Annotated in this window: 19 protein-coding genes; 5 read left to right on the top strand and 14 right to left on the bottom strand. The window is 54.4% G+C overall.

The annotated features are described in order from the left end of the window. Positions 1-33 precede the first annotated feature (33 nt). From ACPUC7_RS23310 to ACPUC7_RS23290, 5 genes are all read right to left on the bottom strand, one after another. Positions 34-894 (bottom strand): DeoR/GlpR family DNA-binding transcription regulator, encoded by an 861-nt coding sequence (locus ACPUC7_RS23310; RefSeq protein WP_494924732.1) that lies wholly within the window; start codon positions 892-894, stop codon positions 34-36. Positions 895-1,045: 151 nt separating this feature from the next. Further along, complete coding sequence (locus tag ACPUC7_RS23305) at positions 1,046-1,993, bottom strand: D-ribose ABC transporter substrate-binding protein (RefSeq protein ID WP_343552040.1); 948 nt, start codon at positions 1,991-1,993, stop codon at positions 1,046-1,048. Positions 1,994-2,065: 72 nt separating this feature from the next. Next, a complete protein-coding gene (locus tag ACPUC7_RS23300) occupies positions 2,066-3,121 on the bottom strand; it encodes an ABC transporter permease (RefSeq protein WP_494924731.1) in 1,056 nt (351 codons plus the stop codon). A gap of 22 nt (positions 3,122-3,143) precedes the next feature. Then, on the bottom strand, positions 3,144-4,682 hold the full coding sequence (locus ACPUC7_RS23295) for a sugar ABC transporter ATP-binding protein (RefSeq protein ID WP_343552038.1): 1,539 nt from the start codon (positions 4,680-4,682) through the stop codon (positions 3,144-3,146). Continuing rightward, positions 4,679-5,332 carry a DUF2291 domain-containing protein gene (locus tag ACPUC7_RS23290; RefSeq protein ID WP_494924730.1) on the bottom strand — a complete coding sequence of 218 codons (654 nt, stop codon included), beginning with the start codon at positions 5,330-5,332 and terminating at the stop codon, positions 4,679-4,681. Before ACPUC7_RS23290 ends, ACPUC7_RS23295 begins: the two co-directional genes overlap by 4 nt. A gap of 413 nt (positions 5,333-5,745) precedes the next feature. Here ACPUC7_RS23290 and ACPUC7_RS23285 point away from each other — a divergent pair, with 413 nt between their 5' ends. The 4 genes from ACPUC7_RS23285 (at position 5,746) to ACPUC7_RS23270 (ending at position 10,836) form a co-directional block, all read left to right on the top strand. After that, positions 5,746-7,293 (top strand): FGGY-family carbohydrate kinase, encoded by a 1,548-nt coding sequence (locus tag ACPUC7_RS23285; protein ID WP_494924729.1) that lies wholly within the window; start codon positions 5,746-5,748, stop codon positions 7,291-7,293. 10 nt (positions 7,294-7,303) lie between these two features. Next, positions 7,304-8,830 carry a glycerol-3-phosphate dehydrogenase gene (locus ACPUC7_RS23280; protein WP_494924728.1) on the top strand — a complete coding sequence of 509 codons (1,527 nt, stop codon included), beginning with the start codon at positions 7,304-7,306 and terminating at the stop codon, positions 8,828-8,830. A gap of 10 nt (positions 8,831-8,840) precedes the next feature. Beyond that, complete coding sequence (locus tag ACPUC7_RS23275; RefSeq protein WP_494924727.1) at positions 8,841-9,779, top strand: sugar phosphate isomerase/epimerase family protein; 939 nt, start codon at positions 8,841-8,843, stop codon at positions 9,777-9,779. Between the two features lie 100 nt (positions 9,780-9,879). Continuing rightward, positions 9,880-10,836: a sugar-binding transcriptional regulator gene (locus ACPUC7_RS23270; RefSeq protein WP_494924726.1), complete on the top strand. Its 957-nt coding sequence runs from the start codon at positions 9,880-9,882 to the stop codon at positions 10,834-10,836. A gap of 21 nt (positions 10,837-10,857) precedes the next feature. Here ACPUC7_RS23270 and ACPUC7_RS23265 read toward each other — a convergent pair whose 3' ends face one another. The 7 genes from ACPUC7_RS23265 to ACPUC7_RS23235 all read right to left on the bottom strand — a co-directional run bounded on the left by ACPUC7_RS23265 (position 10,858) and on the right by ACPUC7_RS23235 (position 16,660). Beyond that, a complete protein-coding gene (locus ACPUC7_RS23265) occupies positions 10,858-11,874 on the bottom strand; it encodes an ABC transporter permease (protein ID WP_494924725.1) in 1,017 nt (338 codons plus the stop codon). Positions 11,875-11,885: 11 nt separating this feature from the next. Continuing rightward, a complete protein-coding gene (locus tag ACPUC7_RS23260; protein ID WP_494924744.1) occupies positions 11,886-12,884 on the bottom strand; it encodes an ABC transporter permease in 999 nt (332 codons plus the stop codon). Between the two features lie 30 nt (positions 12,885-12,914). After that, entirely contained in the window at positions 12,915-13,250 is a 336-nt protein-coding gene (locus ACPUC7_RS23255) for an ATP-binding cassette domain-containing protein (protein ID WP_494924724.1), read from the bottom strand. After that, positions 13,247-14,500, bottom strand: a complete 1,254-nt coding sequence (locus ACPUC7_RS23250; protein ID WP_494924723.1) for a sugar ABC transporter ATP-binding protein — start codon at positions 14,498-14,500, stop codon at positions 13,247-13,249. The genes ACPUC7_RS23255 and ACPUC7_RS23250 overlap by 4 nt, the downstream gene beginning before the upstream one ends. Positions 14,501-14,582: 82 nt before the next feature. Further along, a complete protein-coding gene (locus tag ACPUC7_RS23245) occupies positions 14,583-15,572 on the bottom strand; it encodes an autoinducer 2 ABC transporter substrate-binding protein (RefSeq protein ID WP_343552024.1) in 990 nt (329 codons plus the stop codon). A 14-nt stretch (positions 15,573-15,586) separates the two neighbouring features. Further along, entirely contained in the window at positions 15,587-16,069 is a 483-nt protein-coding gene (locus ACPUC7_RS23240; protein ID WP_494924722.1) for a VOC family protein, read from the bottom strand. Between the two features lie 18 nt (positions 16,070-16,087). Then, entirely contained in the window at positions 16,088-16,660 is a 573-nt protein-coding gene (locus tag ACPUC7_RS23235; protein ID WP_494924721.1) for an SIS domain-containing protein, read from the bottom strand. A 392-nt stretch (positions 16,661-17,052) separates the two neighbouring features. Between ACPUC7_RS23235 and ACPUC7_RS23230 the strand changes: the two genes are divergently transcribed. Continuing rightward, positions 17,053-18,174: a LacI family DNA-binding transcriptional regulator gene (locus ACPUC7_RS23230; RefSeq protein WP_494924720.1), complete on the top strand. Its 1,122-nt coding sequence runs from the start codon at positions 17,053-17,055 to the stop codon at positions 18,172-18,174. 2 nt (positions 18,175-18,176) lie between these two features. Here ACPUC7_RS23230 and ACPUC7_RS23225 read toward each other — a convergent pair whose 3' ends face one another. Both ACPUC7_RS23225 and ACPUC7_RS23220 read right to left on the bottom strand, forming a co-directional pair. Then, positions 18,177-18,917: a DeoR family transcriptional regulator gene (locus ACPUC7_RS23225; protein WP_494924719.1), complete on the bottom strand. Its 741-nt coding sequence runs from the start codon at positions 18,915-18,917 to the stop codon at positions 18,177-18,179. Between the two features lie 42 nt (positions 18,918-18,959). Further along, positions 18,960-20,222 carry a DUF1479 domain-containing protein gene (locus ACPUC7_RS23220; RefSeq protein ID WP_494924718.1) on the bottom strand — a complete coding sequence of 421 codons (1,263 nt, stop codon included), beginning with the start codon at positions 20,220-20,222 and terminating at the stop codon, positions 18,960-18,962. Positions 20,223-20,526: the final 304 nt, after the last annotated feature.

Here is a 20,526-nt window from a genome sequence, read left to right as displayed (position 1 = left end):
GTTAATCATTCCTGGTCACCATAAATGGCGACCCTACGATAAATGATGATTGGTGGTTTTCATCGGCGCCACTACCACATTCACGCCTAAATCCTGCATGCGGCGCAGAATCGGTACCGGCGTGCCCTGATTGACAATCACCACATCAAATTCACTCAAATGGGCGAAGCGATGCAGCGCGCGGCGTTCAAATTTGGTGTTATCCATCATCAGAATGCGTTTCTGCGCGGCATCAAACATGGCGCGTTTGGTTTCAACCGTTTCGGCTGATTGGTGAAACACCGCATCATCAATAATCGCTGACATACTCACGAAAAACACATCGGCGCGCAGGCTGGCAATCTCTTCGCGCGTCATGCGGCCCATAAAGGCGTTGCACCAGTGATAGAACTGGCCGCCTAATCCCATCAAGGTGATATCGCGGCCATTGCGCAACTCGTTCATTAACGTCAGGGAATTGGTGATCACCGTCAGCGGCGCGCGCGCCGATAATAAGCGCGCCATCTGCAATACGGTAGTGGAATCATCGAGGAAAATCGCCTGGCCGGGTTCGAGATAGGTTGCCGCCACTTCCACTATCGCCTGCTTCTCTTCCAATTGGCGCGTGGCGCGATAGATATCGCTGGATTCCACCAAACTGGTTGGCGTGGCAGAGACTACGCCACGTGATTTATGCAGCAAACCGCGTTCAACCATTTCATCAATGTCACGGTGCGCAGTCATCAGGCTGATACCGAAACGATCGGTGATATCTTCGATGCGAATCGCACCTTCTGCCATCACCGCTTCGGCGATTAACTGGCGTCGTGCCAATTGGCGCGCCTGGCGACTGTCGCTGGGTAAGGTTTCGGCCATGAATACGCCTAAAGAAGAGTCCTGCGGGTTGTGCGCCATATTTCATCCGGGAAAGTGAAGCGGGAAGCGGTTCGGCACTCATTACAGCGTTTAAATGTGTTTTTGGCAAATGCTTGAGGTCGCCAAAAATGGCGACCCTACGGATTACGTCATGCTAGGTAGGGTCGCCATTCATGGCGACCGGGTTACCTTACTGCTTCAACACGAACGGTGAAACGAAATCACCGGCGTTCTCTTTGGTGATCAGAATACAGTCAAACAGTTGCTTCTCCGAAGACGCGCCGGTTTTGCCGGTTTTCAGGAAGCTATCCGCCTGCTCCACCGCTTTCTGTGCGAACTGTGCCACCGGCTGCATCACGGTATACGCCAGCGTACCGGCTTTCACCGCATCTACCGCATCCGGTGAACCATCAAAACCGCCTACTTTGATCTGATTCAGTTTGCCCGCTTCTTTCAGCGCTGCAATTGCGCCTAACGCCATTTCATCGTTGCCGCTGATCACGCCTTTAATGTTGGGATTGGCCTGCAACAGCGACTGCATTTTGTTGAAGCCTTGGGTGCGATCCCAGTTTGCCACTTCCTGGCCGACTTTTTTCAGCGTGGGATACTGCGTCAGCACGGTGTCAAAACCGTTGGCGCGGGTCGCCGCGTTGTTATCCGACGGTGGGCCGACCAGCTCAACATAGTTGGCGGTATCACCAACCTGCTTCACCCACTCCATCGCACCGACTGCTGCGCCCTGCGCGTTGTTGGAAACCAGCTGCGCTTTGGCGAGGCCGCTCTGATTCAGTTCGGCGTTAATGATAAACACCGGAATATTGGCGGCGATGGCTTTTTTCACCGAACCCACCGAACCGTCGGCGTTAGCGGGATCGAGAATAATCGCCTTCGATTTGTTAGTGATCGCCGTATCAATCAGCTGGCTTTCGGTATTGGTATCACCTTTGTGTGCGCTGACTTTAGCGCTGTAGCCGAGTTTCTCAGCCGCTTTCTGCGCCACCTGGCCTTCCGTCAACCAGTAAGGATTGGAAGGATCGTTGACGATAATGGTCATCAAGCCGTTGTCCGCCCAGGTAGGCGCTGCAAAGGTGGTGATGGCCATGGCCGCAGCCGCGATAAACAGACGTTTAGTGAACATAGTTGGTGCTCCGTTATTATTGGGGTACAGGTTTTACGGATATCCGTGCGCGGCCAAAACCGCGCACGTGAGTTAGCGAGCGCGCCGTCCGTATTGCAAGGTGTTGAGCAATACCGCCAGCACGATCACGGCGCCAGTGAACACCGTCTGCCAGTAAGCAGAGACGCCGATAATCACCAAGCCATCAGAGAGAAAACCGATTACAAATGCGCCCAGCAGCGTACCGCGTACGTTGCCGCGTCCGCCGGTTAAGGCTGCGCCACCAATCACTACCGCCGCAATCGCGGTCAGTTCGTAGGTGGTGCCCGCCGTCGGGCCAGCTGAGGTCAGCTGTGATGACAGCACCAATCCCGCCAATGCGGCACAGATGCCAGATAACACATACACGCTGATTTTGATGCGTTTGACCGGCACGCCAGAAAGATCGGCGGCACGTTCGTTACCGCCGGAGGCATACAGCCAGCGACCAAACGCCGAACGGCTCAGCAGGAAACCACAGGCCAGCGCCACCACGCCCAATACCAGCACGCCGACCGGGATGTTGAAGATGCGATTGAAGCCGAGCCAGTCAAAACCGGTGTTGCCCAGGGTTTCGCTGCCCGACAGTTTGTTATAGGTCAGACCATTGGTGATCAGCAGCGCGATACCACGCGCCACATACATGGTGCCGAGTGTGGCGACGAACGCTGGCACGCGGAACCAGGCAATCAACACGCCATTCACTAAGCCCACCAGCGCACCGACCACCAGCGTCAGAATTGCCACCGCCCACACCGGCAGATACAGCACCACGCCCAATGCGTCGAGGCTGATGCCCTGCATCATAAATCCCGCCATCACGCCCGCCAGGCCGAGAGTGGAACCGACGGACAAATCGATGCCGCCATTCAGGATCACCAGCAGCATGCCAATCGCCGGTAAACCAAAGATCGCCACGTGTGACGCCATGGTGAGGAAGTTGGCGCCGGTAAAGTAGTTAGGTGACAACAAGGAAAACGTGGCGATAATCACCAGCAGCGCGATAAATGCGCGCCCTTCCAGCAGCAAACGCGCCACATTCAGCTGCTTATCGCCCTTCTTCTTCGCCACCGTTGGCGCTGAATCCAGCGTTTGGGTTCTGTCAGTCATCTGTTTTGCTCCGTTTTTCATGTCATGCCACCAGAGACTCGCCTGAAGCGGCCATAATGCGTTCTTTACTCACGTTGGCATCGAAGATGGCCGAAATGCGCCCTTTGCTCATCACCACAATACGATGCGCAATGCTCAGACATTCACCCACTTCCGAGGTGGTATACACCACCGCCAGCCCCTTTTTGGCGCTCTCTGCCAGCAGGCGAAACACCTCCGCTTTAGCGCCGATATCGATGCCACGGCTCGGCTCATCCAGCAGAATCACTTTAGGCCGCGTGGCGAGCATTTTGCCGATCACCACTTTTTGCTGATTGCCGCCCGAAAGCGATCCAATCGCTGCTTCGCCACCGGCGGTTTTCACCGTGACATTGCGAATACTGTCGGTGATGAGTTTTTTCTCGCGGCTGCGTGACAACACCATGCCGCGCACAAATTCACCGATGCTGGCAAGCGATAGGTTTTCACCCACCGACATGGTTTGCACCAAGCCGTCGCGCTGACGATCTTCCGGCACTAACGCCAGGCCAATCTGAATGCGTTGGGAAATGGTTAAGGAGGAGATTTCGGTGTCTTGCAGCAGAATCTGCCCACTGCTTTGCCGTAAACGTCCGGCGATGCACTCCAGCAATTCGGTGCGTCCGGCGCCCATCAGGCCGTAAATACACACGATCTCGCCGGCCTGCACCGCCAGCGATAAGTTATCCACCAGCCGAATGCCGGTTTTACTTTTCAGCGTCAGATCTTTCACTGTTAACGCGGCTTGACCGAAGTCGTAACCTTGTGGTGGCGATCCAAGATCAAAGTGATCGCCCACCATGTTGCGCACGATCCATTCGAGGTCGATCTCATCGCGTTTGGCATAGGCGGTCATCACGCCGTCACGCAGTACTACCGCGCGATCGGTGATTTCCAGCGCCTCTTCCAGATGATGCGAGATATAAACAATCGCCACGCCCTGGCTGGTTAAATCACGGATAACCTGGAACAGCACCGCCACTTCCGCCGCGCTCAGCGCTGAGGTGGGTTCATCCATAATCAGGATCTGCGAATTCACTGACAGCGCGCGCGCAATTTCAACAATCTGTTGCTGACCCAAACGCAGATTCTCAACCGGCGTCAGCGGGTCGATCTCCTCTTCCAGCGCCGCCATCAGATGTGCCGTCACGCGCGCCTCTTCGGCATAATCCACGCCGCCCGGCTTCATGATTTCGCGGCCCATAAAGATGTTGTCGCGCACGTTCATGTTGGGCGCCAGATTCAACTCCTGATGAATAATTGAGATACCGCAATCGCGCGCTTCGGTAGCGGAACGGAACACTTTCTCCTCACCGTGCAGCAAAATCTCGCCGGTGGTTGGCGTCACTACGCCCGACAAAATCTTCATCAGCGTCGATTTACCGGCACCGTTTTCACCAAACAGCGTGGTCACCTCGCCACGACGGATTTCGAAATTGACGCCTTTCAGCGCATGGGTTGAGCCGTAAACTTTGCTGATGTTGCGCGCTTGCAGAATCACTTCGCCTTTCAGCAAGGCGGGATTAACGTTAAACGGTTTCATTTCACCTCCACGCTAACCGGCGTCACCATCCAGTTTTTCGGATTTAGCAAGCGGAACACGCCGACGACCTCTACGGTTTTGCCCGGCAGCGCTTCACGATCCAGCTTGTCGAGTACCGTAGTTTTCATGGCGCGATTGATAGCGGAACCGGCGTTCTGGTACTCAATTTGGTTAGTAAAATCACCAAACTGAATCTTGCCGTTAGCATCACGCAAATCGGTGCCGGTAATCGCCGGGCCCGTTTGCAAACGCACTTGGGTACCTTCTGGCATGCCCTCCACTTTCAGCGGGAAGATGCCCATTTGCCCGGTTTGCACCACGCCTTCTAACTTCACGGCAAACACCGGCAGCGGCGAGCCGACGCCATATTTCTTCACCGCATCGGCTTGATTCGCTTGTAGCGCGTCGGCCAGCGTTTTGGCGTCCACGGCGCGTGCCGCCACATCTTGCTGAATGGTTGGGAAAGTTTTCTGACCATAGCTGTCGGGTGAGAAACCCTGCTCTTGTGCATCATCAGCCGAGCCGATTTTCACCACTTTGGTATCCAGCGCCATCGCGGCAATCACCGCGACAACCACGACGCCAATCACGGCGTAGCGTTTGACCCGCTTCCGGGAGATTTGCTGTGCAAGTATCGAGACATCGGACATAAGGTGACCTCTCACGGTATCAACTGCGATAATCGCATCGATAATGTTATAAATGTGATAACTTGTGTGATGAGGATTGTGCTGATGTGACTAAATTGTCAACAGCTGTAGCGCAATTTTTTCAGGACAGCGATCTGGATCGCTTTATTAGTGTTACAGCCATCACAAACCGATTAAGCCCCGCCAAATAAGCCTTTTTCACGTGATCCCTCATTTCAAAACGAATAGCTATTACGTAGTTTTCGTGATCAACCTCGCCATCTGAAATGAAATTTATTCGTTTTATCGAAAAATAATACACGAGATATGTTATCTCAATGAGAAGTGGTGTAAGACATTATTTAGCAAAATCATCACAGCTCGTTAACACGATGCGCGGTGGTGAATGGACTCTTCTTTTCTCGGAGGTGTATGTGGACGGTGGCGATATCATTCTGGGTCTGGATTCTGGCACCTCGGTGGTGAAAGCGGTGGCGTTTGATCTGGAAGGCACGCAGCTGGCATGCGCATCGGTGCGCAACAGTTATTACCGCAGCGAAGGCGGCGCCGCGCAGCAATCGATGACGCAAACCTGGCAAGATGCGGTCACTGCTATCCGCAAGCTGGGTGAACGTGTCGATAATCTGGCGTCACGCGTGGTGGCGGTAGCGGTCACCGCACAAGGTGATGGCAGCTGGTTGGTCGGTGCCAACAATCAGCCGGTGGGTGATGCATGGATTTGGCTGGATGCACGAGCCGCGCCGACAGTGGAAAAACTCAATCAACATCCGCTGGCAGCACAGCGTTTCAACGCCACCGGCACCGGGCTGAATACCTGCCAGCAAGGATCGCAGCTGGCGCACATGCAGCACTTCTTCCCTGAATTGTTGCAAAACAGCGAAGTGGCGCTGCATTGCAAAGATTGGCTCTACCTCAATCTCACCGGCATTCGCGCCACCGATCCTTCGGAAGCCAGCTTTACCTTTGGCAACTTCCGCCATCAACGTTATGACGATGAGGTGATCGCCGCGTTAGGTCTGGAACAACATCGTCATCTGTTGCCAGAAATCATTGATGGCACCACCACGACCCATCCGCTCACCGCTGAGGCGGCGCAGGCCACCGGTTTACGTGCCGGAACACCGATTTGTCTCGGCTACGTTGATATGGCGATGACCGCATTGGGTGCAGGCGTGCATACCGGCGAAGCCAATACCGCCTGCTCGATTGTCGGTTCCACTGGCGTGCATTTGCGTAGCGTGACCATTGACGATGTGTGGCTCAATCCGGCGCAAACCGGATACGTGATTCCCTTGCCGTGGCCCGGTTACGTCACGCAAGTGCAAACCAACATGGCTTCAACGCTCAACCTCGATTGGCTGCTCAATCTCGCCAGCGATCTGCTCAACAGCTTTGGTTGCGAAGTCGATCATGCGCGTTTGGTCGGTCATATCGACCGCTGGCTCAACGCCGCCAAGCCCGGCACTTTGCTCTACCACCCGTATATCTCCATCGCCGGTGAGCGTGGCCCGTTTGTTAATGCCGAAGCGCGCGCCAGTTTTACCGGCCTGAGTTACACCCACAACTTCGGTGATTTGGTGCGTGCGGTGATTGAAGGCATCGGCATGGCGGCGCGCGATTGTTACCAGGCGATGGGCAGCCTGCCGGGCGAAATTCGCTTAACCGGCGGCGCGGTGCGCTCCGAACCGTTACGCCAGATTCTTTCCGCCTGCATTGGTGCGCCAGTGCGCATCAGCCAGCGTGATGAAGCTGGCGCAGCGGGCGCCGCGATGATGGCGGCGGTGGCGATCGGTGCTTATCCCTCAATGGAAAGTTGTGTCAAAACCTGGGTGATGCCGTTACTCGATGCGCCTGAAGCGCCCGCGCCACCACTGATGCAACGTTATAACCAGCTTTTCCCGACCTATCAGCAGATGCGCAGCGATCTTCCTGCCGCATGGCATGCGCTGAAACAGTTTTAAGGAGTCAATCATGAGTGAACACGTGCTGGATCTGTTTGTCATTGGCGGCGGTATTAACGGCGCAGGCATTGCACGCGACGCCGCAGGACGCGGGTTAACGGTGATGATGTGTGAGAAAGATGACCTCGCGCAAGGCACCTCTTCGCGATCTGGCAAGCTGGTGCACGGCGGGCTACGTTATCTGGAATATTATGAATTTCGTCTGGTGCGCGAAGCGCTGATCGAGCGAGAAGTGTTGCTCAACGCCGCGCCCCACATTATCTGGCCGATGCGCTTTGTGTTACCGCACAGCCCAACCGATCGCCCGGCGTGGCTGGTGCGTCTTGGCCTGTTTCTGTATGACCATCTTGGCGGTCGCAAAAAACTGCCTGGCACGCGTTCGCTGGATTTAGCCCGCGATCCTGAGGGTGCGCCGATTTTAGACAGCTATCAAAAGGGCTTCGAATACTCCGATTGCTGGGTTGATGACGCGCGTTTGGTCACGCTGAACGCATTGGATGCGGCTGAACGCGGCGCGACCATTTTGCCGCGCACCGCTTGCGTGGCGGCAACCCGCCATCAAGGAAAATGGGAAATCACCTTGCAGGACGCCAGCGGCAGCACGCGTACCGTGTTTGCCAAAGTGCTGGTTAACGCCGCCGGCCCGTGGGTGTTGGACATTGTTAATCAGGTGACGCACACCAAAAGTAATCGCAACGTGCGGCTGGTGAAAGGCTCGCACATCATCGTGCCGAAATTCTGGGAAGGTCAGCAGGCGTATTTGGTGCAGAACACTGACAAACGGGTGATTTTTATCAACCCGTATGAAGGCGATAAAGCGCTGATTGGCACCACCGATATTCCGTGGCAAGGCAAAGCCGAAGCGGTGACCGCCGACGACAGCGAACAGCAATATTTGATTGATGTGGTAAATCGCTACTTCAAAGTCAAACTGCGCCCCAGCGATGTGATCACCCGTTTCTCCGGTGTGCGTCCGTTGTTTGATGACGGCAAAGGCAATCCCTCAGCTGTGACGCGTGATTATGTGTTCGACCTCGACGATCAGCTGAACGCCCCGCTGCTGCATGTCTTTGGCGGCAAGATCACCACCTTCCGTAAATTGGCGGAACACGCAATACAGAAACTGGCACCGTTCTTCCCCAACATGGGTGCGGACTGGACGCGCACCGCCACTTTGCCGGGCGGCGATATGCCGCATGCCGATTTCGACAGCTTCTTAGAACAGGTGAAAGCACGCTGGCCGTGGCTGCCACAGCCGCTGCGCAAGCATTACGCTCGGTTATACGGCACGCGTATAGACAAACTGATCGGCCACGCTAAGGCGTTAGGCGAACTTGGGCAACATTTTGGCGGGCAACTGTATGAAGCCGAGGTGCGTTATTTGGTGGAAAACGAATGGGCACAGCAGGCGGAAGATGTGTTGTGGCGTCGCACCAAGCACAAGCTGCATCTCGACGAAGCACAACAGCACGCCTTCACGCAGTGGTTCGATGCCACTTTTGTTACGCCAGCGCCGCTGCGTGCGCATGTGGGATAAGAGGTGAATCATGCCATTAACGCTGTCACTGAATACCAATCCGTTGGTCAATCGCTTCGCCGAACCGCAGGATTTGATTCACACCGTGGCGCAGCAGATCCGCATCCGCGATCTGCAATTGACGCACGAATTTATCAATCCAGGTTGGCCTGCCGCTACCATCAACCGCATGACGCGTCGCATGCAGCTAGCAATGAAGGCAACCGGCGTGCGCGTCACGTCGGGTATGACCGGGCCGTATGGTCGCCTCAATCATTTTGGTCATCCTGATGTTGAGGTACGCCGCTACTACGTTGACTGGTTCAAAACCTTCGCTGATATCACCGCTGAATTGGGTGGCGATTCAGTGGGATCGCAGTTCGCAATTTTCACCCAGCAAGATTTTAACGATGTTAAACGCCGTGAGGCGCTGATTGATATCGCGATTGATTGCTGGGCGGACGTCGCTGAACACGCGAAAGCGGCGGGACTCAAATACCTGTTTTGGGAACCGATGAGTGTTGGACGCGAGTTTGGCGAAACCATCCCGGCTTGCCTGGCGCTGCAACAGCGTTTGAGTGCAGAATCCTTTGCACTGCCGATGTGGATGATGGCCGATATCGATCACGGTGATGTCACATCTGCCGACCCGCGCGATTACGATCCGTATGCATGGGCGGAAGCGGTGCCGCGCTATTCGCCGATTATTCACATTAAGCAGAGCATGCTGGATAAAGGCGGCCACAGACCTTTTACATTGCAGTACAATGCCGGCGGCCGCATCCAGCCACAGCCGCTGCTCGACGCCTTGTCGCGTGGCGGAGCGCAGGATAATGAAATCTGCCTGGAACTGAGCTTCAAAGAGCGCGAACCCAGCGACAGTAATGTGGTGGCGGAGATTGCCGAGAGCGTGGCTTTTTGGGCCGGACATATCGATACCGGCGTGCAGGATCTGCATTTGGCGGGGTGAGTGAGGATAGCTGCAAACCGCACGATCGGCTCCTTCTCCCACTTGTGGGAGAAGGTTGGGATGAGGGACAGCAAGCACCATCTAAAAAACAGGACAAACCATGAAACCGGCTCCAACCTCAACTGAACGCGATGAATCTTTGGCCCTGCGCGCGGCCTGGCTGCACTACGTTGGCGGTTTAACGCAAGCCGAAGTGGCAAAGCGCCTGGGATTGCCTTCAGTAAAAACCCATCGTCTGATCGCTCGCATGGTGGCGGAAGGCGCGGTAAAAGTATCGATTGATGGTGATATCGTGGCGTGCGTGACGCTGGAGGATCAACTGCGTGAACGCTTTGGCCTTAACTTCTGCCACGTTGCGCCGGATCTGGGTGAAGAAGGATTGCCGGTGCGTGCGCTGGGCATGGCCGGCGCGGATTATCTGCGCAACCTGCTCAGCTCCTCACCCGCAACCACGCTGGGTTTGGGACACGGACGCACCCTTTCCGCCGCCATTCATCAATTGCCGCGCATTGACGCGCCGCACATGCGCTTTGTTTCGTTGCTCGGCTGCTTAACCCGCAATTACGCATTGAATCCGCATGACGTTATGCATCGCATCGCCGAGAAAACCGGTGCACAAGCCTACATGATGCCGGTGCCGTTTTTCGCCAATACCCAGGAAGATCGCGAAGTGTTGCTGGCACAGCGCGGCGTCAGTGAAGTGTTCGCCATGGCGGCACAAAGCGAAGTGAAACTGGTGGGCATTGGCACGGTGGAACCCGCTGCGCAGCTGGTTGAAGCGGGCATGATTGATGAAGCAGAGATCAATGACATCTCCTCTTCAGGCGCGGTTGGCGAACTGCTCGGCCATTTCTTCGATGCCAATGGGCAGATGATTCACACCAACCTCACGGCGCGTACCTTATCGGTCGAACTGGATATGGCGAATCGCGCCGAAATCGTGGCATTGGCTGGCGGTGCCAGCAAAGTTGACGCCATTCGCGCGGTATTGGCCAGCGGATTAGTCACTGGCTTGATTACCGATGAATTAACCGCGCAGGCGTTGATCTCGTCGTAGCGTCGCCATTTATGGTGACCTCTACTGATCACGGCTGCGCAAGCGCTGACGCAGATTTGAAAACAATCCACGACTCACCACAATGGCGATAATGATTGCGCCCCAGGTGGCGGTGATCATAAATGGATCGAGGCGCAGCAAATTCAAGCCGCTGGAGATCAATTGCAAAATAATTACCGCCAACACCACGCCAGAAACCCGACCAAAACCACCAAACGGACTGACCTTGCCGAGAAATGCCGCCAGCACCGCCACCAGCAAATAGGAGTCGGCGTAGCTGGCTTTCACGGAGTTAAGTTGTCCCATCATCACCAGCGAGGTCAGCGCGGCAAACGCTGACGAGAACATATATTGCATCACGCTGATTTTCACCAGATTGACGTTGGCATACTGCGCCGCCGTGGCGTTCGATCCCATCATGTACAGACTAAAGCCAAAGCGGGTTTTATTGAGGATCACCGAAGCCGCCAGCGCCGCGACAATAAACAGAATCAGCGCATTCGGTACGCCATAACTTTCGCCGTTACCGATATTCAGCAACGCATCCGGGAATCCCGACAAGGTATATCCACGCGTCAACACCACGTTAAGGCCGGCAATCAGCGTCATGGTACCGAGAGTGACTAAGATATCCGGGATCTTGAGGATCGAAATCAGCAAACCGTTGATCACCCCCACCAGCATGCAGGCGACAAATCCCAGCACCACCGCCAATAACACGACTTCGCCGCCCGCCAGTTTCATGCCTTGTGCCGAGAAATGCTGCAAACAGAGCGCGATGATGATGCCGTTGAGATTGGCGGTTGCGATGATCGATAAATTGATGCCACCGGACAGCATGGAAATCATCATGCCAATCGCCAGCAAACCGACAATCGGCAATTGGTACGCCATCGACACCAGGTTTTGTGGTCGGATAAAGCGCTCGCCGTTGAGGGCAAACATCAGAATAAAGACCCCAATCAGCACCACATACAGCGACAAGTTTTCTGCCACCACCGCGGTTAAACGCATCCGAGCCGGCGTGTAGGTTTTCATGGTTTTGCTCCTCATTGTTCAATCACCACACGCACTTGCGCCCTTTTCTGCCGCAGAATTTGCAGCGCATTCAGCGATACGCTGAACAGAATCACCAGCCCGGTGAACACGTTGTAGTAATACGGCGAGACTTTCAGCAAGGTCAGGCTGTTACTCAAGATGGCGAACAACAACACGCCGAGCAACGTACCCGCCACGCTGCCGCGTCCGCCGGTCACCGAGGCACCGCCTAGCACCACGGCGGCAATCACCTGCAACTCCGAACCGACAATCGAGTTGGGGATCACCGTTTGCACAATCGACACTTGGATAATGCTGGCGAAACCGGAAATCGCCCCGACAAAGGTGTAGATAAACAGCGTGGTGCGGCGCAGGTTAAAGCCGACACGTTCCGCCGACAGCGCATTGCCGCCCACCGCGTAGATGCTGCGGCCCAGCACCGTGTGTTTCAGGAACAGATGCAAAAATATCGCTAGCGCAAACCACAAGCAGGTCACCAAACTCAAGCCGTACCACGAACCGTTGGCGGCTTGCAGCGGGAAGATTTTGATCTCCGCCAGGCTGAGGATGGAAGGTGGCAAATCGTAAATCAGATCGCCCTGCGTCACTACGTACAACGCGCCGTAAAACAGGCTGTTAGTGGCGATGGTGACGATGATGGCGGTAATTTTGAAGTAATAGATGATGACGCCGTTAAGCAAGCCCATCAGTGCGCCAAGCATCAAGGCGCAGAGGATCGCCAGCCAGATATTATCCAGCCCGAGTTGCAGGAACCAGAACACCACCACGTATTGCGCCACCTGCGCGATGGCGGTGAACGAGACATCAAAGCCACCGGAAATCAGCACCAGCAGCACGCCGAGGGCAAAAATGCCGAGCACCGTCCAGGATTTCAGCAGCGAGGTGAGATTATCGAAGCCGATAAAGTTGGGATTGATGCTGGTGATCACCACACACAGCAACACAATCAGCACCAGCAGCAGCGTTTCGCGTGCCTTGAGCAGTTTCATCACATCCACAGCATTCTCCTTCCGCAAGCGTCATTGACGCTCCATCTCATGTTGCAGTGATTCGTTATCAATCTCGTCGCTGCGCCAGCTGTTACCCAGCCGACCACGCTGCATCATGATGATGCGATCGCAGTTGGCGAGCAGTTCTGGCAGCTCATCGGAGATGAAAATGATGCCCATGCCTTCCTGCGCTTTGGCTTTTACCGTTTGATAAATGTAATTTTTCGCGCCGACATCGATGCCAACGGTTGGGCTATCGAGGATGAATACTTGCGGACGCATCGCCAGCCATTTTGCTAACACCACTTTTTGCTGGTTGCCGCCAGACAACATCCGAATCGGCTGATCCTGGCTGCCATATTTCACCTGNATACTTGCGGACGCATCGCCAGCCATTTTGCTAACACCACTTTTTGCTGGTTGCCGCCAGACAACATCCGAATCGGCTGATCCTGGCTGCCATATTTCACCTGCATGCCTTTCAGCAACTGCTCCACCGTGGCGCGCATTTTGCTGCCGTTGAGCAAGCCTAACGGCGTGAGATAGTGATCGAGGGTACAAATCGCCGCGTTAGCGGCGATGCTCTGCTCCATCACCAATCCTTGCGCCAGCCGGTCTTCTGGCACATACGCGATGCCATGTTTCACCGCCGCATGGATGCTATTAATGGTGACCGGTTTACCGTGCAGACGAATTTCACCGCTTTGCGCCGGTTCCACGCCAAACAGCGCCATGGCCAGTTCGGTGCGCCCGGCCCCCAATAAACCAGCGATGCCGAGTACTTCGCCTTTGTGCAGATCAAAACTGACATCCTGGAAACTGTTGCGTTTACAGAGGTTACGCACGCTTAGCAGCACTTCTTCACTGGCACTGGACGCGCGTTGTTCAAATGTGAGCGCGTAGCCCAACATCAGCGCTTCGATATCACCGCTGGTCAGTTGCGTGGTCGGCTGGCAATCAATCACCTTGCCATCGCGCATCACTGTGACGCGGTCACAAATCTCCAGCAACTCGTTCAACTTATGGCTGATAAAGATGAAGGCGATGCCCTGCGCTTTGAGTTGACGCAGAATGGTGAATAAGTTATTGATTTCACTGCGCGTTAACGCGGTGGTGGGTTCATCGAGAATGATCAGTTTGGATTGATTGACCAGCGCGCGCGCAATCGCCACTAATTGCTGTTTGGCAATCGGCAACTCTTCAACGCTGGCGTCGAGGTCCAATTTAATGCCCAACTGCGCAATGATTTTTTCCACGTTGTCTTTGTAGCCAGCGCTGCGCACCAACGCTTTACGATCGTTTAGCATCTGACTGATATAGATGTTTTCCAGCACCGTCAAATTGGGGAACAACGACAAATCCTGATAGATGATGCCGATGCCTTGCTTCACTGCGTCCATGGCGGAAAAGCGTTGAATCGGCTGATTCTTGATGCTCATGCTGCCGCGATCGCGCGCTTCAACACCGGCAATGATTTTCATCAACGTTGATTTGCCGCAGCCGTTTTCACCTACCAGGCCGTGCACTTCTCCTTCGTTGATATCGAAACTGACGTCGTTTAATGCGGTCACGCCGCCAAATTTTTTCGTGACGTTTGCCACCGAGAGAAACTGCATGTGACCTCCGCGCTATGATCCAGGTCGCCATCGCTGGCGACCCTATAAGGGATACGGCCGCCAGCGATGGCGACCGTTAACATCAGAAATCGTACTTGCTGTAATTGTCTTTGGTCACGGTCAGCGGCTTATCGAAGATGATGTTCTGCCCGGTGATGGTCGGCACGCCGAGAGTTGGAATCTCCATACCTTGTTTAATCTGGTCGCGTTTACCGTCCAGAATCAGCTTGGCGATATAGGCCATCGCATACGACGCTTCGCCCGGACTCCACAAGATCGACTCGGTAATCGAACCGTCTTTCAGGAAGGTGGCGCTCTCTTTCGGCGAGGTGGTGCCGATCACCGTGAGTTTACCCACCAGCCCTTTCTCTCTCAGCGCTTGTGCCGCGCCCGGACCGCCCTGGCTACCAAACGCCAGCACGCCTTTCAAATCGGGATAAGTTGACAACAACTCCAATGTTTTCTGGCGTGATGCGTTGCGATCTTCACTCACTGGGAAACGATCCGACACCAACTTCATATCAGGATATTTGGCTTTCATCTGCTTAATAGCCGCATCCGCCCAAGTGTTGTGTGCTGGCACCGTCAGCGAGCCAACATAGATAGCAAACTCGCCTTTGCCACCGGCATGTTTAGCGAATTGATCCATCATGTAGCTGCCGAACTTTTCGTTTTCGATCATTTCAACGTCGTAGTCCGCTTCAGGCTGATTCACCGATTCGTGGGTAATTACCACGATTTTCTGCGCGCGCGCCTGCTTGAACACCGGCTCAACTGAACTGGCGTTATTCGGCACCACTAACAGCGCATTGGCACCTTGGGTGATGGCATCGCGAATGATGCCAACCTGCTGTGCTTCATCAGCCGTCGGCGGCGCTTGCTGGAACGTTTCGATCTTGAAATCCTTGGCCGCTTTCTTCAGCCCGGTTTCGTAATCGTTAAACCACGCTGAACGCAGCTTAGGAATGCCGACCATGGTGTATTCGTCGGCGGCTTGCAGGGGTAATGAGGTGCTGATGGTGGTGACGCCGAGCAGCAGCGCCAGCGTGAGAGCATTACGCGTTTTCATCATTGTTGTATCCTTTATCAAACAGAATCAGCGGGATAGCGCCGTTCAGGTTCGGGAATGGAGCCAGCGTTACCGATTTCGATCACGGCACCCTGAAAACGCTCCTCGGTATCGAGGTAATAAAAAACGTCATCGCCAATATTGCCGCTCTGCACCACTTGGTAACCGCGCGCCTGGTAGGCTTCGAGCGCTTTTTCGCAGTCGGCAAAATAGAGTTTGAGGTGATGCAGGCCGTAGCCATGCTTTTCGATGTATTCGTCGTAGATGCTGTAACCGGAAACCGGCTGCATCAGCTCCATCTGTACACCGTTGATCCAGCACACCGCGATTTTGTAGATGTGTTCCGCCGGTTGGCCGCGATAGATCGAGTTATTCACGTTATGCGGGCCGTAGGTATACACATCCCACGGTCCCATTTCGAAAGCTTCCCAGTAGTGCTGCATCGCCGCATCAAGGTCTTCAACCAGGTGGGCAATCTGAATGATGTCACCGTCTTTCATGGTTATGCGCTCCGACGTTTAAGCAAACTTGTGCGGCAGGCCTTCAAGATTGGTGTGGCTGGCTTTCATCGCATCCATTTTGATGTCGCACTGCTCAATCAGCATCATGGTGACGATATCGGTGAACAGAAACAGCGCCTGCTCCAGCAGCGTCGACATCGGTTGAATCGACGCGATTTCCTCAGCGCCGCCAAAGATTTGTCCCGGCACGCGCACCGCTAAATCGGCGTAGTGGCCATGTTCATTCTCTGGATGCGCCGTCAGCAATACGATGCGCGCACCCGCTTCTTTCGCCAGCTTGATGATGTTCAGCTCTACGTTGGTCACCGCGCAGTGCACAATCAGCAGATCGCCTTCGCCGAGATACGGTGTAGTGGTGTCGTACACCACGTAGCTGTCAAAACCCATGTGCTTCAGGCGCATAGCAAAGCCTCGCACCGACAGTTGCATGCGTCCCATGGCATAAAGTTGGATGGTTTTGGCCTGGCGGATTTCAGCGATCAGCTGTTCGATTTGCTGTTCATCGACCTTCAGTAGTGTTTGCTTGTTCTCTTCAATGACGGCATTAACCAGCTCTTGGTAACGAGACATGTGTCATTCCTCAGTTGGCCCTGATCGGGGCTGATGTAGGGTTCTATTTTTACAAATTTGTAAAGCAAACGACCTGACAACTGAGTACAACCTTACGCAACAATTTTACTTTTTCTTTTGGATTTGATCACAAATTAAACACTTTCAGTTTACATATTGCCTTTCGATGTCCAAATAACGCGCTGTGTCACAAGTTTTAGCGGCTTTTCTGCGCTATGTTGCCTGTGACAAGATTCGGATGGGAATGTCGTAGTCGATTTTCATCGAGTGAAAATTTTACAAATTTGCGCTCTTTTCAGTCGCTTGATTTTACTTATTAACTCCCTTAATGTGTTCCAGCGCCAGCCTGCGGGCCTGCGCATTGAACAGCCACGCAATGGGTGAACAGGATTATGGCGAAATCAGGCAAGCTGGAACGCGTTTATCATGAAATCGCCCTGCGCATTCAGCGCGGCGATTATGCCAATGGTGAACGCCTGCCGACCGAACTCACGTTGTGTGCTGAGTTGGATGTTTCCCGCCCCACCTTGTCACGCGCCCTCGCCCGGTTGCGCGAGCAAGGGCTGATCAGCAGTACGCAAGGTTCAGGTCATTACATCACTTTTACTGATGCCATCACGCCCGCGAATCATCAGCCTGGCATCGCGTTGGGCATTCTCTCGCCGCGTATGGAGGCCAATGAAAGTGGCTTCCTGTTTGAGCAGATCTTCAAATCCATCGCCGCACTTTCGCAGCCTTTTAACTTCGATTTAGTGTGGAATGGCGTGATGACGCTCGGCGCTGGCGCATCGCGTCAGGCGATTATCAGCAAGATTGATGGGGTGATTGAGCGCTATCAGCGCAGCGGCGTAAAAGGCGTGTTCTTTATCCCGATTGAGTTCCACCCGTTTGCCGGTGAAATCAACCAATTGATCCTGAACAAACTGGAGCGCGATGGCATTAGCGTGGTTTTGCTGGATAGCGATGTGGTGCGATGGCCGCAACGCAGCCGTTGGGATCTGATCGGCATTGATAATGTGGCCGCTGGCACCGTGATGACGCGCCATTTGTTAGGCAATCGACCACGTCGCATCGATTTTCTCTGCGAACGTTTCTCCGCCAATACCGTGCACATGCGCATGCTCGGCTATCAACTGGCGTTGCAGAACGTAGGGATTTTTCCGCAGCCGGAATGGCAGCATGAAGGTGAATTGAATCAGCCTGAATTTGTCGCCGCTTTACTGGCTAGTGGCGCGCAGGATGTGGTGTGCGCCAATGATTTCACCGCGATGAAGTTGCTGTCGCTGTGCAGTCAACGTGGGGTGAATATCAATGTGGTGGGTTTCGATGACAATGAATACTCAGCACTGCTCGGCATTCCGCTTACCACCTGGAAACAACCGTTTACCGCCATTGGTCATAATGCGGTCGTGGCGATGATGCACCGATTGCAGCATCCAGATGCCAGCCCGCTGCACCTGATCGCGCAAGGCGAGTTGATCGTGCGGGCATCATGTCATGCATTAGCGGGTTAACCTCACACCAAACTCAATTCTACGCCCTGTTCCAGTAACAGTTGCTGATACGGTAGATCGAGATCGCCGTCGGTGATCACCTGGCGAAACGGCTGCGTGGGTGCCAAGGCAAACGGGTGGATTTGGCCGAACTTGGAGGAATCCGTCAGCGCGATGGTGTGCGTCGGTTTTTCCATGATGGCATTCACCACATCGCAGCGCAGCATATCGCGACCGGTAAAACCGGTGCTGGCGTCCCAGCCATCAATGCCAATAAAGGCTTTGTGAAAATTCAAACTTTGAATGCACAACCGCGTCAGCGGCCCCACCACCGATTCGCTGCTTTTCTGGAACAGGCCGCCAAGGATGATCACATCGCCGCCCTTTTCGCGCAGTAATCCGGCGATGTAATGGCTCACGGTAATAATGGTGATGTCATCACGTTCGCTGAGTTCACGTGCCAGCAACGCGTTGGTGCTGCCGCCTTCGATAAACACCGTTTCGCCGCTGTTCACCAGCGAAGCGGCGTATTCCGCCAGGCGTTTTTTCACTGCAAAGCGGGTTTGCATGCGCGCGCCGACGTCATCACTTTCTGGTGCCACGGCCGAACCGTGAACGCGGCGCAGAAAGCCGCCTTTCTCCAATAGGTTGAGATCCTGGCGGACGGTGACTTCGGAAACGCCGGTGGTGTGCGCCAGCTCATTGACGCTGACGCTACCGCGCTCGCTAACCAATTGGATTATCTGTTGATGACGTGCGTTCATAACATCCGCTGCGAGTGAATTTTTGCCAAGCTTACCAGAAATTTAATCCAATCCCAGACTGCGGCGGCCATTGGCATTTAACGCGTCGAGCGTAAAGCGATCGCGCCATTGCATTTCATAATCCTCTGGCGGGAAATCACCGGGCGATGCGCCCGTCGCCAGCGCCTGCGCGACTTTGCTGGCGTAGGCCGCATTTTTCTCACACATCGGCGCGGCGGGAATGTACATCACGTTGCCCCAACCTTGCTGATTTTCCACTGGCGCAACAGAGTGAATCACATCGCAATGCCACCACACCGAATCACCTGCTTGCAGCGCCGGAATCGAGCACAAGCCGTCAATCAATTCGGGATGCCACTGCGCCGATACCGGCAACACTTTGCCCGGTGCTACGCCACACAGTTCATCTTCCGGCACATCATTCAACAGCGGACGCAGCAGCAAATAGGCCATCGCTTCTGGCACGGGCACCACGTGTAGTAAACCTTGTCCCAGTTGCATATCGGCCAGCGCGGTCCAGCCCTGGAAGGTGCGGAACACCGAACATTTGGTGGTGGTGCCGGATTGATATTCGTTCACTTCGGTACGATGTGCGGCATTCCACGCATCGTATTGATCAAACTGATTATTGAAGATGTGGCCGAACACTTGCTGATAGGCCGGCAGCAACCAGCGTTCCAGCGCACCAGAATCGGTATGCGCGCCCAGTCCTTTTGAGGTGGTGCCAGGCAAACGACGGCGAATGCGGTCCGGATAAATAATGCTCAAGTCAGGATTGAACCAGCGTTTGCCCTGCGATTCGAAAGTCCATAAGCGGTTGAGGAACGATTGGGTTTGCGCCATCGCCTCGCTTTGACGCGCCGACATCTGCGCATCGCTCCAGTAGATCGGGTAAATTTCCGGGCGTGATGCATCAAGGCTGCCAAAAAAGTTATCGCCGGGACCGGAATAGACCTTATCGAAATCGTTGTCCTCGAGGTATTTCAGCATCGACGCATCCCAGGCCAACGCTTGCTCGCGGGGAAACGTCTGTTTAACCACTACGCAACCACGGCGGCGAATGTGTTGCTTCACCTCATCGCTGATGCGGCCCGCCGCGACATCTTCCATGCTTACCTGCGGCCACGCGCTGCCATGTTTTGCCTCGTCTGCACGGGCTGCCGCAATCTCACTGACGATTTTGCTCCTGACCTGCTCGAACAAACCTTCGACATCGCCGATCTGCTCTCTTAACACCTTTTTCATCAGGCGAACGTTGTGTTTGAAATCATCAGGTTGTTGCAATGAGGTGAAGGTTGTATTCATAGCATGCTCCGAATGGTTAACTTTTAAGTTTCATATGAAACATAATAACGCTTCATTCATAACAAATAATGCGTAGTTAACAACCGGCAAACCACCGGTTCGGAAGATGGATCACATTAATTGCGGGATGGGTTTCATTTGAAAGTGAAGTTGGAGCACACCATACATCTCGAGGTTTCAATTGTAGGGTCGCCATTTAGGTACAAACCGGCCACATGGGTAACACTTTAGACCGGGCACATGGGTAACAGTTATAAACGGCATAGCAGAGGAGACTCACTATGCCCTGGACTGAGAAAGTATC

It is taken from the genome of Pantoea sp. CFCC18179, assembly GCF_059412405.1.
Note: the sequence above shows the minus strand (reverse complement) of the source record. Positions and strands in the feature narration are given on the sequence as shown.

What these genes read in the sequence shown, in the direction of transcription:
- ACPUC7_RS23280 (WP_494924728.1), top strand. Translation starts at nt 7,304, where the DNA reads ATGAGTGAACACGTGCTGGATCTGTTTGTCATTGGCGGCGGTATTAAC.
- ACPUC7_RS23290 (WP_494924730.1), bottom strand. Translation starts at nt 5,332, where the DNA reads ATGTCCGATGTCTCGATACTTGCACAGCAAATCTCCCGGAAGCGGGTC.
- ACPUC7_RS23245 (WP_343552024.1), bottom strand. Translation starts at nt 15,572, where the DNA reads ATGATGAAAACGCGTAATGCTCTCACGCTGGCGCTGCTGCTCGGCGTC.
- ACPUC7_RS23310 (WP_494924732.1), bottom strand. Translation starts at nt 894, where the DNA reads ATGGCGCACAACCCGCAGGACTCTTCTTTAGGCGTATTCATGGCCGAA.
- ACPUC7_RS23305 (WP_343552040.1), bottom strand. Translation starts at nt 1,993, where the DNA reads ATGTTCACTAAACGTCTGTTTATCGCGGCTGCGGCCATGGCCATCACC.
- ACPUC7_RS23225 (WP_494924719.1), bottom strand. Translation starts at nt 18,917, where the DNA reads ATGAACGCACGTCATCAACAGATAATCCAATTGGTTAGCGAGCGCGGT.
- ACPUC7_RS23240 (WP_494924722.1), bottom strand. Translation starts at nt 16,069, where the DNA reads ATGAAAGACGGTGACATCATTCAGATTGCCCACCTGGTTGAAGACCTT.
- ACPUC7_RS23270 (WP_494924726.1), top strand. Translation starts at nt 9,880, where the DNA reads ATGAAACCGGCTCCAACCTCAACTGAACGCGATGAATCTTTGGCCCTG.
- ACPUC7_RS23220 (WP_494924718.1), bottom strand. Translation starts at nt 20,222, where the DNA reads ATGAATACAACCTTCACCTCATTGCAACAACCTGATGATTTCAAACAC.
- ACPUC7_RS23235 (WP_494924721.1), bottom strand. Translation starts at nt 16,660, where the DNA reads ATGTCTCGTTACCAAGAGCTGGTTAATGCCGTCATTGAAGAGAACAAG.
- ACPUC7_RS23275 (WP_494924727.1), top strand. Translation starts at nt 8,841, where the DNA reads ATGCCATTAACGCTGTCACTGAATACCAATCCGTTGGTCAATCGCTTC.
- ACPUC7_RS23265 (WP_494924725.1), bottom strand. Translation starts at nt 11,874, where the DNA reads ATGAAAACCTACACGCCGGCTCGGATGCGTTTAACCGCGGTGGTGGCA.
- ACPUC7_RS23295 (WP_343552038.1), bottom strand. Translation starts at nt 4,682, where the DNA reads ATGAAACCGTTTAACGTTAATCCCGCCTTGCTGAAAGGCGAAGTGATT.
- ACPUC7_RS23260 (WP_494924744.1), bottom strand. Translation starts at nt 12,884, where the DNA reads ATGAAACTGCTCAAGGCACGCGAAACGCTGCTGCTGGTGCTGATTGTG.
- ACPUC7_RS23230 (WP_494924720.1), top strand. Translation starts at nt 17,053, where the DNA reads ATGGCGAAATCAGGCAAGCTGGAACGCGTTTATCATGAAATCGCCCTG.
- ACPUC7_RS23300 (WP_494924731.1), bottom strand. Translation starts at nt 3,121, where the DNA reads ATGACTGACAGAACCCAAACGCTGGATTCAGCGCCAACGGTGGCGAAG.